At 65.7% G+C, this 16303-nt stretch carries 16 protein-coding genes; 14 read left to right on the top strand and 2 right to left on the bottom strand.

Features of this window, described 5'->3' with window-relative positions:
• Window positions 1-300, bottom strand: a 300-nt coding sequence (locus tag D7S86_RS29405) for a hypothetical protein (protein WP_205962733.1), incomplete at its 3' end; no start/stop codon positions are given.
• On the opposite strand from D7S86_RS29405, the gene D7S86_RS29400 reads away from it, so the two are divergent.
• From D7S86_RS29400 to D7S86_RS03265, 5 genes are all read left to right on the top strand, one after another.
• The gene (locus tag D7S86_RS29400) at window positions 295-591 is read left to right on the top strand and encodes a hypothetical protein (RefSeq protein WP_205962732.1); all 297 of its coding nucleotides are present in this window, start codon (window positions 295-297) and stop codon (window positions 589-591) included. The genes D7S86_RS29405 and D7S86_RS29400 overlap by 6 nt on opposite strands.
• A 351-nt stretch (window positions 592-942) precedes the next feature.
• On the top strand, window positions 943-2304 hold the full coding sequence (miaB, locus tag D7S86_RS03280; RefSeq protein WP_121083373.1) for a tRNA (N6-isopentenyl adenosine(37)-C2)-methylthiotransferase MiaB: 1362 nt from the start codon (window positions 943-945) through the stop codon (window positions 2302-2304).
• Complete coding sequence (locus D7S86_RS03275) at window positions 2301-3458, top strand: PhoH family protein (protein WP_121083371.1); 1158 nt, start codon at window positions 2301-2303, stop codon at window positions 3456-3458. The genes miaB and D7S86_RS03275 overlap by 4 nt, the downstream gene beginning before the upstream one ends.
• Window positions 3458-3922: an rRNA maturation RNase YbeY gene (gene ybeY, locus D7S86_RS03270; RefSeq protein WP_121083369.1), complete on the top strand. Its 465-nt coding sequence runs from the start codon at window positions 3458-3460 to the stop codon at window positions 3920-3922. The genes D7S86_RS03275 and ybeY overlap by 1 nt, the downstream gene beginning before the upstream one ends.
• A 272-nt stretch (window positions 3923-4194) precedes the next feature.
• Entirely contained in the window at window positions 4195-4818 is a 624-nt protein-coding gene (locus D7S86_RS03265) for a gamma-glutamylcyclotransferase (protein ID WP_240648001.1), read from the top strand.
• Window positions 4819-4837: 19 nt separating this feature from the next.
• On the opposite strand, the gene D7S86_RS03260 is transcribed toward D7S86_RS03265, so the two are convergent.
• Complete coding sequence (locus D7S86_RS03260) at window positions 4838-5425, bottom strand: DUF4337 domain-containing protein (RefSeq protein ID WP_121083365.1); 588 nt, start codon at window positions 5423-5425, stop codon at window positions 4838-4840.
• Window positions 5426-5674: 249 nt separating this feature from the next.
• On the opposite strand from D7S86_RS03260, the gene D7S86_RS03255 reads away from it, so the two are divergent.
• From D7S86_RS03255 to D7S86_RS03215, 9 genes are all read left to right on the top strand, one after another.
• Window positions 5675-6562, top strand: coding sequence for an HlyC/CorC family transporter (locus tag D7S86_RS03255; protein ID WP_121083363.1), 888 nt, complete (start codon window positions 5675-5677; stop codon window positions 6560-6562).
• Window positions 6540-8411 (top strand): apolipoprotein N-acyltransferase, encoded by a 1872-nt coding sequence (gene lnt, locus D7S86_RS03250; RefSeq protein WP_240647968.1) that lies wholly within the window; start codon window positions 6540-6542, stop codon window positions 8409-8411. Before D7S86_RS03255 ends, lnt begins: the two co-directional genes overlap by 23 nt.
• A gap of 114 nt (window positions 8412-8525) precedes the next feature.
• The gene (gene glyQ / locus D7S86_RS03245) at window positions 8526-9458 is read left to right on the top strand and encodes a glycine--tRNA ligase subunit alpha (RefSeq protein ID WP_121083361.1); all 933 of its coding nucleotides are present in this window, start codon (window positions 8526-8528) and stop codon (window positions 9456-9458) included.
• A 93-nt stretch (window positions 9459-9551) separates the two neighbouring features.
• The gene (glyS, locus tag D7S86_RS03240; protein WP_121083359.1) at window positions 9552-11675 is read left to right on the top strand and encodes a glycine--tRNA ligase subunit beta; all 2124 of its coding nucleotides are present in this window, start codon (window positions 9552-9554) and stop codon (window positions 11673-11675) included.
• Window positions 11675-12235 carry a D-glycero-beta-D-manno-heptose 1,7-bisphosphate 7-phosphatase gene (gene gmhB / locus D7S86_RS03235; RefSeq protein ID WP_121084259.1) on the top strand — a complete coding sequence of 187 codons (561 nt, stop codon included), beginning with the start codon at window positions 11675-11677 and terminating at the stop codon, window positions 12233-12235. The genes glyS and gmhB overlap by 1 nt, the downstream gene beginning before the upstream one ends.
• A gap of 93 nt (window positions 12236-12328) precedes the next feature.
• Window positions 12329-13123 (top strand): lysophospholipid acyltransferase family protein, encoded by a 795-nt coding sequence (locus tag D7S86_RS03230; protein ID WP_121083357.1) that lies wholly within the window; start codon window positions 12329-12331, stop codon window positions 13121-13123.
• A 230-nt stretch (window positions 13124-13353) separates the two neighbouring features.
• Window positions 13354-14271 (top strand): M48 family metallopeptidase, encoded by a 918-nt coding sequence (locus tag D7S86_RS03225; protein ID WP_121084257.1) that lies wholly within the window; start codon window positions 13354-13356, stop codon window positions 14269-14271.
• Window positions 14272-14438: 167 nt separating this feature from the next.
• Entirely contained in the window at window positions 14439-14828 is a 390-nt protein-coding gene (gloA, locus tag D7S86_RS03220; protein WP_121083355.1) for a lactoylglutathione lyase, read from the top strand.
• 116 nt (window positions 14829-14944) lie between these two features.
• The gene (locus tag D7S86_RS03215; RefSeq protein ID WP_121083353.1) at window positions 14945-16258 is read left to right on the top strand and encodes a hemolysin family protein; all 1314 of its coding nucleotides are present in this window, start codon (window positions 14945-14947) and stop codon (window positions 16256-16258) included.
• The last annotated feature ends 45 nt before the right edge of the window (window positions 16259-16303 follow it).

Below are 16303 nucleotides of genomic sequence, written 5' to 3'. Positions count from 1 at the left end.
GGCTTGAGCACCCGCTTCGATGTCTTGAATGAGCGCGTCGACGGCTTGAGCACCCGCTTCGATGTCTTGAATGAGCGCGTCGACGGCTTGAGCATCCGTGTCGATGTCTTGAACGAGCAGTTCGATGGATTGAACACCCGCGTCGACGTCTTGAACGAGCGCGTCGACGGCTTGAGCCATCGCATCGATGAGGTCAAACTCGATCTCGGCGTGCGCATCGATCACGTCGGTCAACGGATCGACCTGCTGGACGATCGATTCAGGCACGTCGATCGACGCTTCGACCAAGTCGATATGCACTTCGGCAGAATCGGTCAACGCTTCGAAAAGACCGATCAATGCTTCGAGAAAGGCGATGCGCGACTTGAGACGATGAATCTGTGCTTCGCGCGGATCCATGCGCGCTTCGACGACGTCAACGCGCGCATCGACGCCGTCGACAGACGGCTCTCCCCGGTCGCGCAAAAGGTACAACTCGCGACGCTTATGGGCGCCGTCGCGATTTCGGTCGGCGGCTTCGTGATGTCACATTGGGACACGACCATCATGGTCGCCAAGGCGATCACGCAGCAACACCAGCCGATGCCCTGATACCGACCGAGTGCATCGTGTTGGCGTCGCTCACCGATGCCGGCCTTGTCCACCAACCCTGTCCACCCGCACGGGGGCCGATACCGAATCGGACCCCGTGTCGGCCCGATCGCAACGCCGAAGCTCGCCTTGCCACGCCCGCCCCGCGCCCCGCCCCGCCGAGCACCGGACCACGCCCGGCCTGGCTAGCCCACCGGAACGCCGCACCGCATTGCGACCTCGCACACGGCACACCGAACGCCGGATCCGCCCCCATTCCGTCCATACAGCCGCGGAAGCCGAAAGGTCTATAATTCCGTCTTTCCCCCGATATCCGCCCCCAGGTTAACCACTGCGAACGGCGAACGAAGTATGCCCAAGAAAGTTTATGTGAAGACTTTCGGCTGCCAGATGAACGAGTACGACTCCGACAAGATGGTCGACGTGCTCGGTAGCGCCGAAGGTCTCGTCAAGACGGATACGCCCGACGATGCGGACGTCATCCTGTTCAACACGTGCTCGGTCCGCGAAAAGGCCCAGGAGAAAGTGTTCTCCGACCTCGGCCGCGTGCGCGCGCTCAAGGAAGCGAATCCCGACCTCGTGATCGGCGTCGGCGGCTGCGTCGCGAGTCAGGAAGGCGCCGCGATCATTTCGCGCGCACCCTACGTCGACCTCGTCTTCGGTCCGCAAACGCTCCATCGCCTGCCCGCGATGATCCACAAGCGCCGCGAAACGGGCCGATCGCAAGTCGATATCAGCTTCCCCGAAATCGAAAAGTTCGATCATCTGCCGCCCGCCAAGGTCGAAGGCCCGACCGCGTTCGTCTCGATCATGGAAGGCTGCAGCAAGTTCTGCAGCTACTGCGTCGTGCCCTACACGCGCGGCGATGAAGTTTCTCGGCCGCTGCCCGATGTCCTCGCCGAAATCGCGGGGCTCGCCGACCAGGGCGTACGCGAGGTCACATTGCTCGGCCAGAACGTCAACGCCTATCGCGGCAGCTTCGGCGACGGGTCAAGCGAAATCGCCGATTTCGCGATGCTCGTCGAATATGTCGCCGATATTCCCGGCATCGAGCGCATCCGCTATACGACATCGCATCCGAAGGAATTCACGCAACGGCTCATCGACACGTACGCGAAAGTGCCGAAGCTCGTGAGCCACCTGCACCTGCCGGTCCAGCACGGCTCCGATCGCGTGCTCATGGCGATGAAACGCGGCTACACGGTGCTCGAATACAAGTCGATCGTGCGCAAGCTTCGCGCGATCCGTCCCGACCTCGCGTTGTCGACCGATGTCATCGTCGGCTTCCCCGGCGAGACGGATGCCGACTTCGACAAGCTCATGGCGCTCGTGCACGAGATGGAATACGACACGAGCTATTCGTTTATCTATAGTCCGCGCCCCGGTACGCCGGCCGCGAATCTCGCCGACGACACCCCGCACGACGTCAAGCTGCGACGCCTGCAAATCCTCCAGGCCACGATCGACGCGAACGTGCTCAAGATCAGCCAGTCGATGGTCGGCAAGATCGAGCGCGTGCTCGTCGAAGGTCCGTCGCGCAAGGATCCGACCGAACTCGCGGGCCGCACGGAAAACAATCGCGTCGTCAATTTCCCGGCGCCCCTTGCATCGCATTCGCGACTGATCGGACAGATGATCGATATCGAAATCAACCATGCGTATCCGCACTCGCTGCGCGGTGTGATCGCGCTGCGCGACGATCAGGCCGCATGAAGCCGATCCCGCACCTCGAATTCACCGCGCCGAAGGACGACAACGCGCGACTCGCCAACCTCTGCGGCCCGCTCGACGAGAATCTGCGTCAGATCGAACAGGCGCTCGACGTAACGATCACGCGACGCGGCCACCGGATGACCGTGCGCGGCCATGCGGCGCGCGTCGCGATCTCGGCGCTCGAAAACTTCTATAACCGCGCGCGCGACCCGCTGTCGGTCGACGACGTTCAGCTCGCGCTCGTCGAGTCGCGCCATGCGTCGCTCGATCCGCGCACGCGCCACCCCGACTTCAAGCCGCGCGAGCGCGAACCCGCCGCAGCCGACAACGACCCGGACCACCCGTTCGACGCGCCCGACGGCGAAGCCGACGAAGGCGCGCCGACGCTGTATACGCGTCGCTCCGATTTGCGCGGCCGCACGCCTGCGCAACGCGAATACCTGAAAAACGTGCTCGCGCACGACGTGACGTTCGGCATCGGCCCCGCGGGCACGGGCAAGACCTATCTCGCCGTGGCCTGCGCGGTCGACGCGCTCGAGCGCGATCAGGTCAAGCGCATCGTGCTCACGCGTCCCGCGGTCGAGGCCGGCGAGCGGCTCGGCTTCCTGCCGGGCGATCTGTCTCAGAAGGTCGATCCGTATCTTCGCCCGCTCTACGACGCACTCTACGATCTGCTCGGCTTCGACAAGACCGCGAAGATGTTCGAACGCCAGATGATCGAGGTCGCGCCGCTAGCGTACATGCGCGGCCGCACGCTGAATCACGCGTTCATCATTCTCGACGAGGCGCAGAACACGACGCCCGAACAGATGAAGATGTTCCTCACGCGGATCGGCTTCGGCTCGAAGGCGGTCGTGACGGGCGATACGACGCAGATCGATCTGCCGCGCGGCCAGAAAAGCGGCCTCATCGAGGCGCAGGAAGTGCTTCAGAAGGTCCGAGGCATCGCGATGACGCGATTCTCGAGCGCGGACGTCGTCCGCCATCCGCTCGTCGCGCGGATCGTCGACGCATACGAGCTGCATCAGGCGCAGCACGCCAACGATGCCGACCCGCACGGCGACGCGCGAGGCGAACGCGAGGGCCGCGGCTATCGCGGCGGCCGTCATGCCGTGTCCGGCCGGGACACGTCGCCGCAGCAGGGCTCCGCCTGATGGCGAACGCACCGCACCTGACGCTTTCGCTGCAGTTCGCGACGAAGGCGTTCCCCGAACACAAGGCGGTGCTGCCGCGCGCGACCGTCATGCGCTGGGTCAAGGCGACGCTGTTCGCCGATGCCGAACTGACCTTGCGCTTCGTCGACGCCGACGAAGGCCGCGCGCTCAATCGCGGCTATCGCGGCAAGGACTATGCGACCAACGTCCTGACGTTCGCCTACGCGGAGTCGGAGGACGATCCCGTCACGGGCGACATCGTACTGTGCTGCCCCGTCGTCGAACGCGAGGCACGCGAGCAAGGCAAGCCGCTCGAAGCGCACTACGCGCACCTGATCGTGCACGGCGTGCTGCATGCGCAAGGCTACGACCACGAAGACGAGGACGAGGCGAACGAAATGGAAGGGATCGAGACCGACGTGCTCGGCACGCTCGGCTTTCCGGACCCGTACAAGGAAGTGTGAACCGGACCTCGATCATGACGCCGCGCGCCCCGTCCGATGACGAATCGAAGTCGAATCCGTCAACTCCCGGCGATACGCGCGATCCGATCGATCCGCCCGAGCGCGCCGCGCAACCGACCGGGCCCGACGCGCCCGCCGATCCCACCGCTCGGCACGGCCAAGCCGCGCATCCTGCTCCACTCGATCGACCCGCTGAGCCGGGGCGGCTCGCTCAATCCGATGCCGGCGGCCCGCTCGACCGCGCACCGAATACGCACGTTCAGCCTACGCACGTGCCGCCTTGCTGCGAGGGCTATCCGCCGTTTCTCGGCGAAGCGCGCCATCTGAGCGAATCCGAACTCGCGGCCTCGCTCGCGCAGACGTTCTCGCACTGGGACGGACAGACCGATCTATGGCTGTTCGGGTATGGCTCGTTGATCTGGAATCCCGGCATGCCCGCGCTCGAAAGCGTGCGCGCACGCGTGCATGGCTACCACCGGGGACTCTATCTGTGGTCGCGCGTGAACCGGGGTACGCCCGATGTGCCCGGCCTCGTCCTTGCGCTCGACCGCGGCGGCTCGTGTCCGGGCATGGCGTTCAAGATCGAGGGCCGCGGCGCGATGCCGCATCTCGAAGCGCTCTGGAAACGCGAAATGGCGATGGGGTCGTATCGCCCCGCCTGGCTCAACTGCTCGTTGCTCGACGGACGGCGCGTCAAGGCGCTCTCATTCGTGATGCGTCGCGACGCGCTGACTTACACGGGCAAGCTCGACGACGCGATGATCCGGCATGTGTTCGAGTGCGCGTCGGGCCGCTACGGCACGACACACGACTATGTCGCGCGGACCGTGACCGCGTTACGCGAATGCGGCATGCCGGACCTCGCGCTCGAAGCGCTGCTCAAGCGATGCACCTGAGCCGGCGTGCCGCGTCCGCCTAGACACCCAGCAGCGCGAGCCCGCCGAGCACGATACCCGTCGCGGCGGCGCCATAGGTACAGAACTGGAGCCAGGACTTGCGCACGAGCAGCGTGATCGCGGCGAGCGCGATCGAGATCTGCACGACCATCATCGATTGCGCCCATCGATGATGACGATGCAGCAGACCTTCGCTTTGCTCGTCGGCGGCTTTGACTTCCGCTTCGAGCGTCTCGGCCTGCTTGAGGATGACTTCCTTCTCGGACTTGTAGCGCGCGGCCTCGGAGGCGAAATGCGCGGCGCCCTTCGGATCGTTCGCGGCGAGTTGCGCGCCGAGCTCCGCGAGATTCTGCTTTTCGCCCTTGGCCTGATAGTAGGCCCATTGATTCGCCGCCTCGGTCTTCCGGATGGCGGCCTCGTTTTTATAGTAAAGCGCGAGATTCTCGGCGTTGCCGCTCTGGTACGACACCATCGCGCCCACCGTGGCGAGCACGGCCGTCATGACCGCGACGCGCGACGCCATCGCATCGCTGCCGTGCGCCGCATGTTCGGCGGCATGCTCGACCGCATGATCGTGCGGTCCGTGTACTTCGAATTCGTCCGACATTCCCTGCGTTCCCCGTAATGCCCGGCCCCTGGCGTGCCGGGCCGATGCCCGTTTCGACCGCGCTGCGCGATCCGCAGCCGCGCATGGTACAGCGAAAAAAGACGTGCGCCCATGAGGGTCCGACTCGATGCGCGCGGCCCTCGGACGATCCATCGGACGCGATCCCGCGCCGGTCCGTGCGTGTCATGACCATGGTGTATGCTGTGCATTCCGATACAGCGCGCCGGCCTTGCCCGGGACGGCCGAAACATGAACGACCCCCAGCCTCCCAGTCGACGTTTTCCTGAAAAAAAGCGCTCGCTTCTCGAGCGTGTCACCGATCTGATTTCCCCCGAGCCCGAATCTCGCGCCGAATTGCTCGAAGTGCTTCAGGACGCGCATAGCCGCAATCTGATCGACGCCGATTCGCTGTCGATGATCGAAGGTGTGTTCCAGGTCGCGGAGCTCTGCGCGCGCGACATCATGGTGCCCCGCGCGCAAATGGACGCGATCAACATCGCCGACAAGCCCGAGGACTTCATCCCGTACGTGCTCGAACAAGCGCACTCGCGCTATCCCGTGTTCGAAGGCAACCGCGACAACGTGATCGGGATTCTGCTCGCGAAAGACCTGCTGCGCTTCTACGCGGAGGATGAATTCGACGTGCGCGGCATGCTGCGGCCCGCGGTATTCATTCCCGAATCGAAGCGACTCAATGTGCTGCTCCACGACTTTCGCGTGAACCGGAACCACATCGCGATCGTGGTCGACGAGTACGGCGGCGTCGCGGGGCTCATCACGATCGAGGACGTGCTCGAACAGATCGTCGGCGATATCGAGGACGAATACGACTTCGACGAGGAAGAGGACAACATCATCGTCTCGCCGAACGGCGCGTACCGTGTGCGCGCGTTGACCGAGATCAGTCAATTCAACGACGTATTCGGCACGCACTATAGCGACGACGAGGTCGACACGATCGGCGGTCTCGTCACGCATCGGTTCGGGCGCGTCCCGCATCGCGGCGAGGCCGTCAAGATCGACGATCTGACGTTCGAAATCCTGCGCGGCGACGCGCGACAGATTCATATGCTCCTGGTCCACCGCGATCCGGAGCCGACCCACCGACTGGCCGATGCAACTGACGAAGAACGCTGACCGTCCCACCCCTGCAGCCCGGCGCCCCGCATCGGCGACCTGGCTGCCCGTCTTCGGCGCCGCGATACTCGGCGCGCTCAATACCCTTTCCTTTGCCCCGACGCCGGGTGGCGGCTGGCTTGAATTGCTGATCATCGCCGCGGCCTTCCTCGTGCTGCAAGGGGCGCGCTCGACCGCGGGCGCGGCGCTGCGGCTCGGCGCATTCGGGTTCGGCAATTTCGTGACGGGCGTCTGGTGGCTCTTCGTGAGCATGCACGACTACGGCGGCCTTGCCGCACCGCTCGCATGGGCGGCAGTCGTGCTCTTTTCGCTGTATCTCGCGATCTACCCGGCGATCGCGGGCGCGCTCTGGTATCGCGTGTCGACGGGCGTCGGCTGGCGATCGAGCCTCGCGTTCGCGGCCGCATGGACGATCGGCGAATGGTTGCGCGGCCTCATGCTCACGGGCTTTCCCTGGCTCAACAGCGGCTACGCGCAGGTCGACGGACCGCTCGCGGGGCTCGCGTCGATCGTCGGCGTCTACGGCGTCGGGTTCGCGACGGCGCTCGTCGCGGCGTTCGGCGTCCAGACCGTGCTGCGCTGGAAAACGCTGCCGAATCCCGCGGCGCGCGGCGCAAGCCGGCATCCGCAGATGAAGGCACGCCGCGCGGCGCGCGCGGCCGAGGCGTCCGACGCCCAGGCCATGGACTCGACGATCCCGCATGACGCCGCGGCGCCGCATCCCGCGTCGGGCGAGACGCTCGGCGCCAACGCTTCGATCGAGCGCGTCGCCGAACCCGACCGCGCCCGCGTGACGATCGATCCCCGACCGGACGATCCCGCCGCGCCGTCCGAGCCCACGCCCACCGCGGCGGATCGCGCCCAGCGACCGTCGCGCGCTCGCCTCGCGCCGTTGATCGCCGCGCTGTTGATCCTGATCGTCGGCATGGGTGCGTCGATGATCCGATGGACGCAGCCGGCCGGTTCACCGATCACGGTCAGGCTGCTGCAGGGCAATGTGCCGCAGGCGATGAAATTCGAGCAAGCCGGCGTCGATTCGTCGATCGCGCTCTATCAGACGTTGATCACGTCGCACCCGGCCGACCTCATCGTGACGCCCGAAACGGCGATCCCGCTGCTGGTCCAAGACCTGCCCGCCCCGTTCGCCACGACGATCCGTCAATTCGCGGACCAGACACAGTCGTCGATCCTGTTCGGCGCGTTCGGCGACATCATGACGAACGGCCGCCCGACGCACATCATGAACAGCCTGTTCGGCCTCACGCCGCGCCACGACGGCGTCTACGAGTACGACAAACACCATCTCGTCCCCTTCGGCGAGTTCGTGCCGAACGGATTCCACTGGTTCGTCGCGATGATGAACATCCCGCTCGGCGACTCGGATCGCGGCCCCGCGCTGCAGCCGCCGTTCACGGTCAAGGATCAGACGCTCGCGCCCGACATCTGCTACGAGGACATCTTCGGCGAAGAGATCGCGCGCACCTTGCGCACGCAGAATCCGCGCGCGCGGATCCTCGTCAACACGAGCAATCTCGGCTGGTTCGGCAACACGATCGCGCTCGATCAGCATCTGCAGATGGCGCGCATGCGCGCGATCGAGACCGGCCGGCCGGTGCTGAGTTCGACCAATACCGGCATCACGGCGATGATCGACGCGAGCGGCGAAGTCGCGGGACGGCTCACGCCGTTCACGGTCGGCGCGCTGATGGGCACGGTCCAGGGCATGGACGGCCTGACGCCGTATATCGCGCTCGGCAACTGGCCGGCGGTGCTCGGTTCGCTGCTGATTCTCGCGGGCGTCGCGGTGCGCAACGGCCGCGCGCGGGCGAACTCGGCAAAAACACGGTAGCGATCCGAACTCCGGGTAAAATTCAACGTTTCGCGCAACGCACCGGCGGCGCGCCCCTGTCGGGCGCCCGTTCGCGCATGGCCAGGCCGCAAGGCGACCGCACTGAACAGAACGATGCTCACCTTCCAGCAAATCATTCTCAAGCTCCAGTCCTACTGGGACGCGCAAGGCTGCGCGCTGCTGCAACCGTACGACATGGAAGTCGGCGCGGGTACGTCGCACACGGCGACCTTCCTGCGCGCGATCGGCCCCGAGCCGTGGCGCGCCGCGTACGTCCAGCCGTCGCGCCGCCCGAAGGACGGCCGCTACGGCGAGAATCCGAACCGCCTCCAGCACTACTACCAGTACCAGGTCGTGCTCAAGCCGGCGCCCGAAAACATCCTCGACCTCTACCTCGGTTCGCTCGAAGCGCTCGGCTTCGATCTCAAGCAGAACGACGTGCGCTTCGTCGAGGACGATTGGGAAAACCCGACGCTCGGCGCCTGGGGGCTCGGCTGGGAAGTCTGGCTCAACGGCATGGAAGTCACGCAATTCACGTATTTCCAGCAGGTCGGCGGCCTCGACTGCAAGCCCGTGCTCGGCGAAATCACCTACGGTCTCGAACGTCTCGCGATGTATCTGCAGAAAGTCGAGAAGGTGTACGACCTGATCTGGACCGAATGGGAAGAAAACGGCGAGCGGCGCGTGCTCACCTACGGCGACGTGTTCCATCAGAACGAAGTCGAGCAGTCGACCTACAACTTCGAGCATTCGAATGCCGAGATGCTGTTCGGTTTCTTCCAGAACTACGAAAGCGAGGCCAAGCGCCTGCTCGACGCGCAGCTCGCGCTGCCCGCCTACGAAATGATTCTGAAGGCCGCGCACACGTTCAATCTGCTCGACGCGCGCGGCGCGATCTCGGTGACCGAACGGGCCGCGTATATCGGCCGGATTCGCACGCTGTCGCGGCTCGTCGCGCAGGCGTACTTCGATTCGCGCGAGCGGCTCGGTTTCCCGATGCTCGGCGCCGCGGGTGCGGCGCTGCGCGCGGCGGCTCCGGCCGTCTGAACGCAGCCGCCCCCGCCGATCCGATCCGCAGGGTCCTGCCCGCCTGACCGAACCGGCCTGCAGACCCCACCTGACACCGCTACGCTGAGCATCATGACCGATCACACTACCGCCTCGCTGCTTGTCGAGCTGCTGACCGAGGAACTCCCGCCGAAGGCGCTCGCGCGCCTGTCCGAAGCGTTTTCGCAAGGCATCGCCGAGCGGCTCGCGGCGCGCGGCCTCGTCGCCGACGCGACGTCCGCCACGCAAGCCTCGTTCGAAGCCTTCGCGACGCCGCGCCGCCTCGCCGTCGTCGTGCGCCACGTGCGCGGCGTCGCGCCGTCGCGCGAGATCCGCGAAAAGGTGCTGCCCGTCTCCGTCGCGCTCAATGCGCAAGGCGAACCGACGCCGCCGCTCGCGAAGAAACTCGCCGCGCTCGGGTTCCCCGATCTCACGATCGACAAGCTCGAACGCGCGTCCGACGGCAAGGCCGACGCGTTCTTCCTGAGCTACACCGCGCCGGGCGCGACGCTCGCCGAAGGCCTGCAGGCCGCGCTCGACGAGACGCTCGCGAAACTGCCGATTCCGAAGGTCATGAAGTACCAGCGCCCGAACGGCGACGACGTGCAGTTCGTGCGCCCCGCGCATAAGCTCATCGCCCTGCATGGCGACGCGGTCGTGCCCGTGTCGGCGCTTGGTCTGAGCGCGGGTCGCCAGACCGCCGGACATCGCTTCCTGTCGAAGGGCGTCTTCGACATCGCGCAGGCCGATACCTACGCGAATCAGCTCAATGACGAAGGCCGCGTCGTCGCGAGCTATGCCGCGCGCCGCGAGCAGATTCGCCACGCGCTGCTCGCTCAAGCGGGCGCCGATCAGGTCGTCATGCCCGATGCGCTGCTCGACGAAGTCAATTCGCTCGTCGAATGGCCTGTCGTCTATGCATGCGCGTTCGATGAAGCGTTCCTCGCGGTGCCGCAGGAATGCCTGATCCTCACGATGCAGACGAACCAGAAGTACTTCGCGTTGACGGACGCGTCGGGCAAGCTGCGCTCGCGCTTCCTGATCGTCTCGAACATCGCGACGGACACGCCGCGCGAGATCACCGAGGGCAACGAACGCGTCGTGCGTCCGCGCCTGGCCGATGCGAAGTTCTTCTTCGAGCAGGACAAGAAAAAGACGCTCGCCGATCGCGTGCCGCTGCTCGCGAACGTGGTCTATCACAACAAGCTGGGTTCGCAGCTCGAACGCGTGCGGCGCATCGAGTCGATCGCCGCGTCGATCGCGCCGCTGATGCACGCCGATCTCGCGCTCGCCAAGCGCGCGGCGCAGCTCGCGAAGGCCGATCAGCTGACCGACATGGTCGGCGAGTTTCCCGAACTGCAGGGCACGATGGGCCGCTACTACGCGCTGCACGACGGCGAGCCGGCCGACGTCGCGCAAGCCTGCGCCGAGCACTATCAGCCGCGTTTCGCGGGCGATGCGCTGCCGTCGACGCAGACCGGCACGATCGTCGCATTGGCCGACAAGCTCGAAACGTTGACGGGCATCTGGGGGATCGGCCTCGCGCCGACCGGCGAAAAAGATCCGTTCGCGCTGCGCCGTCATGCGCTCGGCGTACTCCGGATCCTGCTTGAAAAGGGCCTGCCGCTCGACATCAAACAGCTTCTGCAACTGTCGTACGCACAATTCGCGACGCAGCCGCATGTGAGCGACTCGGTCGACGCGATCTACGCGTTCCTGCTCGACCGGCTTCGCGGCTTGCTGCGCGAGCGCGGCTACACCGCGAACGAGATCGAAGCCGTCGTGAGCCAGCAACCCGTGCGCATCGACGATATCGTCGCGCGCATCGATGCGGTCCGCGCATTCGCGACGCTGCCCGAGGCCGACGCGCTCGCGGCCGCGAACAAGCGGATCTCGAACATCCTCAAGAAGTCGGACGACGTCGCCGCGGGCGCGCCGTTGACGGTCGACGCGGCCTTGCTCGGCGAAGCCGCCGAGCGCGATCTGTTCGACAAGCTCGCACATGTCGCGCCGGTCGTGCAGACGCAGCTCGCGGCACGTGAATACGCGGGCGCGCTGACCGCGCTCGCGAGCCTGCGCACGCCCGTCGATACGTTCTTCAACGACGTCATGGTCAACGCGGAAGACCCGGGCCTGCGCGCCAACCGGCTCGCGCTGCTCTCGCAACTGCATGCGCAGATGAACTGCGTCGCAGACATCTCGAAACTGGCCGCATGATGACCCCGACGCGCAAACTGGTTGTCCTCGACCGCGACGGCGTGATCAACGTCGATTCGGATCTGTTCATCAAGTCCCCGGACGAGTGGGTCGCGATCGAAGGCAGCCTCGAGGCGATCGCACTGCTCAATCAGGCCGGCTATCGCGTCGTCGTCGCGTCGAATCAATCGGGCATCGGACGCGGGCTGTTCGACATGGCCGCGCTCAATGCGATGCATCAGAAGATGCATACGGCGCTCGCCGCGCTCGGCGGCCGCATCGATGCGGTGTTCTTCTGTCCGCATACCGCGCAGGACAACTGCGAGTGCCGCAAGCCCAAGTCGGGCATGTTCAAGATGATCGTCGAACGATTCGATATCGACCGCGCGCAAACGCCCATCGTCGGCGATTCGTTGCGCGATCTGCAGGCCGGCGCGGCCGAGGGTCTCCAGCCGCACCTCGTGCTGACGGGCAAGGGCGAGGGCACGCTCGCCGCGGGCGGCATGCCGCAGGGCACGGTCGTCCACGACAATCTGCTCGCCTTCGCGCGCGCGTGGTTGCGCGACGACAAGCACGCGTAGCGGGGCCCGGACGACGCGCTTGGTAAAACGATCAGCACCACGATCAGCGGCACGATCCGCACCCCGATCACTCAGGACTTCATCTCGGACATCATGTTGGGCACGCGCATCCGGTCGATCCTTCTCCTGCTCTACTTCGCGGCGTTCACGATTCCGTACGCGACGTTCTGCTTCATTGTGTTTCCTTTCCTCAACGCGACGCGCCGATACTGGGTCGCCGCGGGATGGTGCCGCGTCACGCTGTGCGTGCTACAGCGTCTGAACGGCATCACGTTCAAGATCGAAGGCTTCGAGCATCTGCCCGATGGTCCGGCGGTGCTGCTCGTCAAACATCAGTCGGCGTGGGAAACGCTGGCGCTGCCCGCGCTGATGCCGCATCCGCTGTGCTTCGTGTTCAAGAAGGAATTGGTCTACGTACCGTTCTTCGGCTGGGCGCTCGGCCTGCTCAAGATGATCAAGATCGACCGCAAGCAAGGCGGCGCGGCCTTCGCTTCGGTGCTCAAGCAAGGGCGCGCGCGGCTTGCCGAGGGCGCATGGGTCATCATGTTTCCCGAGGGCACGCGCATTCCGGTCGGCCGGCGCGGCAAGTACAAGAGCGGCGGCACGCGGTTCGCGGTCGGCGCCGAAACGCCGATCGTTCCGATCGCGCACAATGCCGGCCACGTGTGGCCGCGCAATTCGTGGCTCAAGTACCCGGGCGCGGTGACCGTGTCGATCGGCAAGCCGATCCCGACCGCGGGTCGCGAGATCGAAGAGGTCAATCGCGAAGTCGAGGCATGGATCGAGACGGAGATGCGCCGCATCGATCCCGCTGCTTACGACGCCCCGTTCTCGCCCGACGACGCGACGCTCTATACGCGTGCGTCGCGACGGCGCGCGGCCGACTAAAACCGCGCGCGGTCGACGTCCGGCTCGGCCGCTCACACAGATGGCACGGCTGGCACCGATCGCACGACAGGGTGTGGCGCCCGATGCCCTGCACCACGCGCGGCGGATCGCGAACGCCTCGCTCGCGGCACGCCGTTCGCCGATTTTTTATAAATCGTCTACACTTGCCCCCAACGCAGACTGCATCGGGCGCGCGGATGCGCGACGGATGCCCCGGAGTACCGCTGAATATGCCTCAGGCCCCCTCACCGCGCACCGCAGCGCTCGATACACGGCAGCTCGACCTGCCGCTGTTCGACGAGCCGGCCTTGCTGTCCTCTCCGCTTTCTCCCGCATCGCTTCCCTCGCCTCTCGCACGATCCACGGATCCGAACGCCGCGCCGGTGTCGCCGCGACTGCCGCCGCCCACGACGCTGCCCGACGGATCGCGGCTGCGGCATGTGCTGCTCGGCCAACGCGTGCTGCCCTATCGGCTCAAGCGCTCGTCGCGCCGCACGATCGGCTTCGTCGTCGACGGCACGGGCCTGACGGTCACTTCGCCGCGCTGGGTCACATTGACCGATATCGAGCATGCGATCGCCGACAAGCAGACGTGGATCGTCAACAAGCTCACGGAATGGCAAGGCCGTGCCGAACGGCGCGCGCTGCCCGATATCCAGTGGAACGACGGCGCCGAGCTGCCTTATATGGGCAAGACCTTGCGCATCGCGGTCGGATCGGCGACCGGCAGCCTGCACTTCGACGAGGATGCCCATCTGCTGTCGCTCGGACTGCCCGCATCGGCCGACGTGCAGCAGATCAAGGATCGCGTGCAGGGCTGGCTTCAGAGCGAAGCGAAGCGCGTCTTCGCGCCGCGCCTCGATCTCTATGCGCAGCGGCTCGGCGTGACCTACACGAAGTTCGGTCTGTCATCGGCGTCCACGCGCTGGGGCAGTTGCACGAGCGACGGCAAGATCCGTTTGAACTGGCGGCTGATCCACTTCCCGCTGTCGATCATCGACTATGTCGTGGCCCACGAGCTTGCCCATCTTCGCGAGATGAACCATAGTTCGCGCTTCTGGGAAACCGTGGCATCGATCTTCCCCGAATTCCGCGAAGCGCGTCATACGCTCAAGCATCATCCGCCCGAACTGCTGCCGGCCTTATAGACGATGTCCGTCCGCGGCCGGCACGGCGACGTGTCTTGCAAAGCGCGCATGACTGCGATGCGTCGCAATGCCATGTGCACGACAGGCGGACGACGGTACGATGGCCGCGTGGCGCGCGGGCGCGATGCTCGCGGCCACTCACTTGTCTCGCATCAGGACCCCACATCATGAGAATGCTTCACACCATGCTGCGCGTCGGCAATCTCGACCGCTCGATCGACTTTTACACCCAGGTGCTCGGCATGCGCCTGCTGCGCAAGCACGATTACCCCGAAGGGCGTTTCACGCTCGCGTTCGTCGGCTATGACGACGAGGACAAGACCGCGGTCATCGAACTCACGCACAACTGGGACACCGAACGCTACGAGATCGGCTCGGGCTACGGTCATATCGCGCTCGAAGTCGACGACGCGGCAAAGACCTGCGACGACGTCCGTCACAAGGGCGGCAAGGTCACGCGCGAAGCCGGTCCGATGAAGCACGGCACGACGGTCATCGCGTTCGTCGAGGATCCGGACGGCTACAAGATCGAGTTCATCGAACGCAAAGCGCATTGATATGCGCCGCGGCGCATCCATGTGCTTGGACGTGTGTCTATGCGCGTGCATGCGTGTGCGGATCGGCATGGCGCCCGCATGGCATCCGCACTGAACGCGTCTTGCATACGAACTGAATGGAAACATTCCTCTCACTGATCGCCGCGCTGCTGCTCGTCGCGCTCAACGGATTCTTCGTGGCGGCGGAGTTCGCGCTCGTCAAGCTTCGCGCGACGCGCGTCGCCGCCATCGCGACGCAATACGGCTGGCGCGGACGTCTGCTGCGGCGCGTCCACGGTCATCTCGACGCCTATCTGTCCGCGTGTCAGCTCGGCATCACGCTCGCTTCGCTGGGCCTGGGCTGGCTCGGCGAGCCCGCATTCGCGCATCTGCTCGAACCCGTGTTTCGCGCGTTCGGCGTCGAGCACGCGGTCGGCGATGCGATCGCACTCGCGTTCGCGTTCATCCTGATCTCGTTCCTGCATATCGTCGCGGGCGAGCTCGCGCCGAAGTCGCTCGCGATCCGGGTGCCCGAGCGCATGGGTCTGCTGACCGCGGCGCCGCTCTACGTATTCCACTGGATCATGTATCCCGCGATCGCGCTGCTCAATGCATGTGCGAACCGCATCCTCACGGCCTTCGGGCTGACCGCGGCCGGTCACGCGGACGAGCCGTACGGCGAGGACGAACTGCGCGTGATCCTGCGCGGCAGCGAACGGCCTCGCCAGTTCACGCGCGACGAGTGGAACACGCTCTCGCATTCGCTCGAATTCGGCCAGCTCACGTCGTCCGACCTCATGCGCCCCTTGCGCGACGCGGTCGGATTCGACGTCGGCGATACGTTCGAGAAGGTCGTCGCTGTCGCGCGCGTCCAGCGTTTCAGCCGGTATCCGCTGTTCGGCGAGGACGGCGACACGGTCGTCGGCATGATCGATCTCGCGGATCTGCTGTTCGCGCAGGCCGACCATCGCGAAGCGCTCGCGTTGACCGATCTGATGCGCCCCGTGCTTCACGTGCTGCCCGAAACCCCCGCGCTCGAATTGCTGCGCGAATTCCGCGCCGGCGCGCCGCACTTCGCCGTGGTCGGCCGCCCGACGCTCGCGCCGATCGGCTTCGTAACGCTGTCGGATCTCGCAAGCGCGCTCGTGGGACAGATCAAGGACGACGTGCGCACGACGCCCGTCGAATGGGCGCGACTGCCCGATGGCTCGGTCGAGGGTCAGGCGAGCCTCACGATCGTCTCGCTCGAACATGTGCTCGGCGTGCACTTCGGCGAGCAACTCGCCGAGTCGGTCGGCGGCATGATTCTCGATCGTCTCGGCGAGCTTCCGCTGCCGGGTCAGGTCATCGAATTCGAACCCGCGACGATCACGGTCAAGGCGCTCGTGGGACCGCGGATCGGCACGGTCGTCGTCTGTCCGAAAGACGCCGCGACGGAACTCGAAGACTGAGCGAAGACCGGCCCGCGATGCCGGCATGACGGCCGTCGCCGACGC

This window comes from Pararobbsia silviterrae (assembly GCF_003628125.1).
Taxonomy (GTDB): domain Bacteria; phylum Pseudomonadota; class Gammaproteobacteria; order Burkholderiales; family Burkholderiaceae; genus Pararobbsia; species Pararobbsia silviterrae.
Note: the sequence above shows the minus strand (reverse complement) of the source record. Positions and strands in the feature narration are given on the sequence as shown.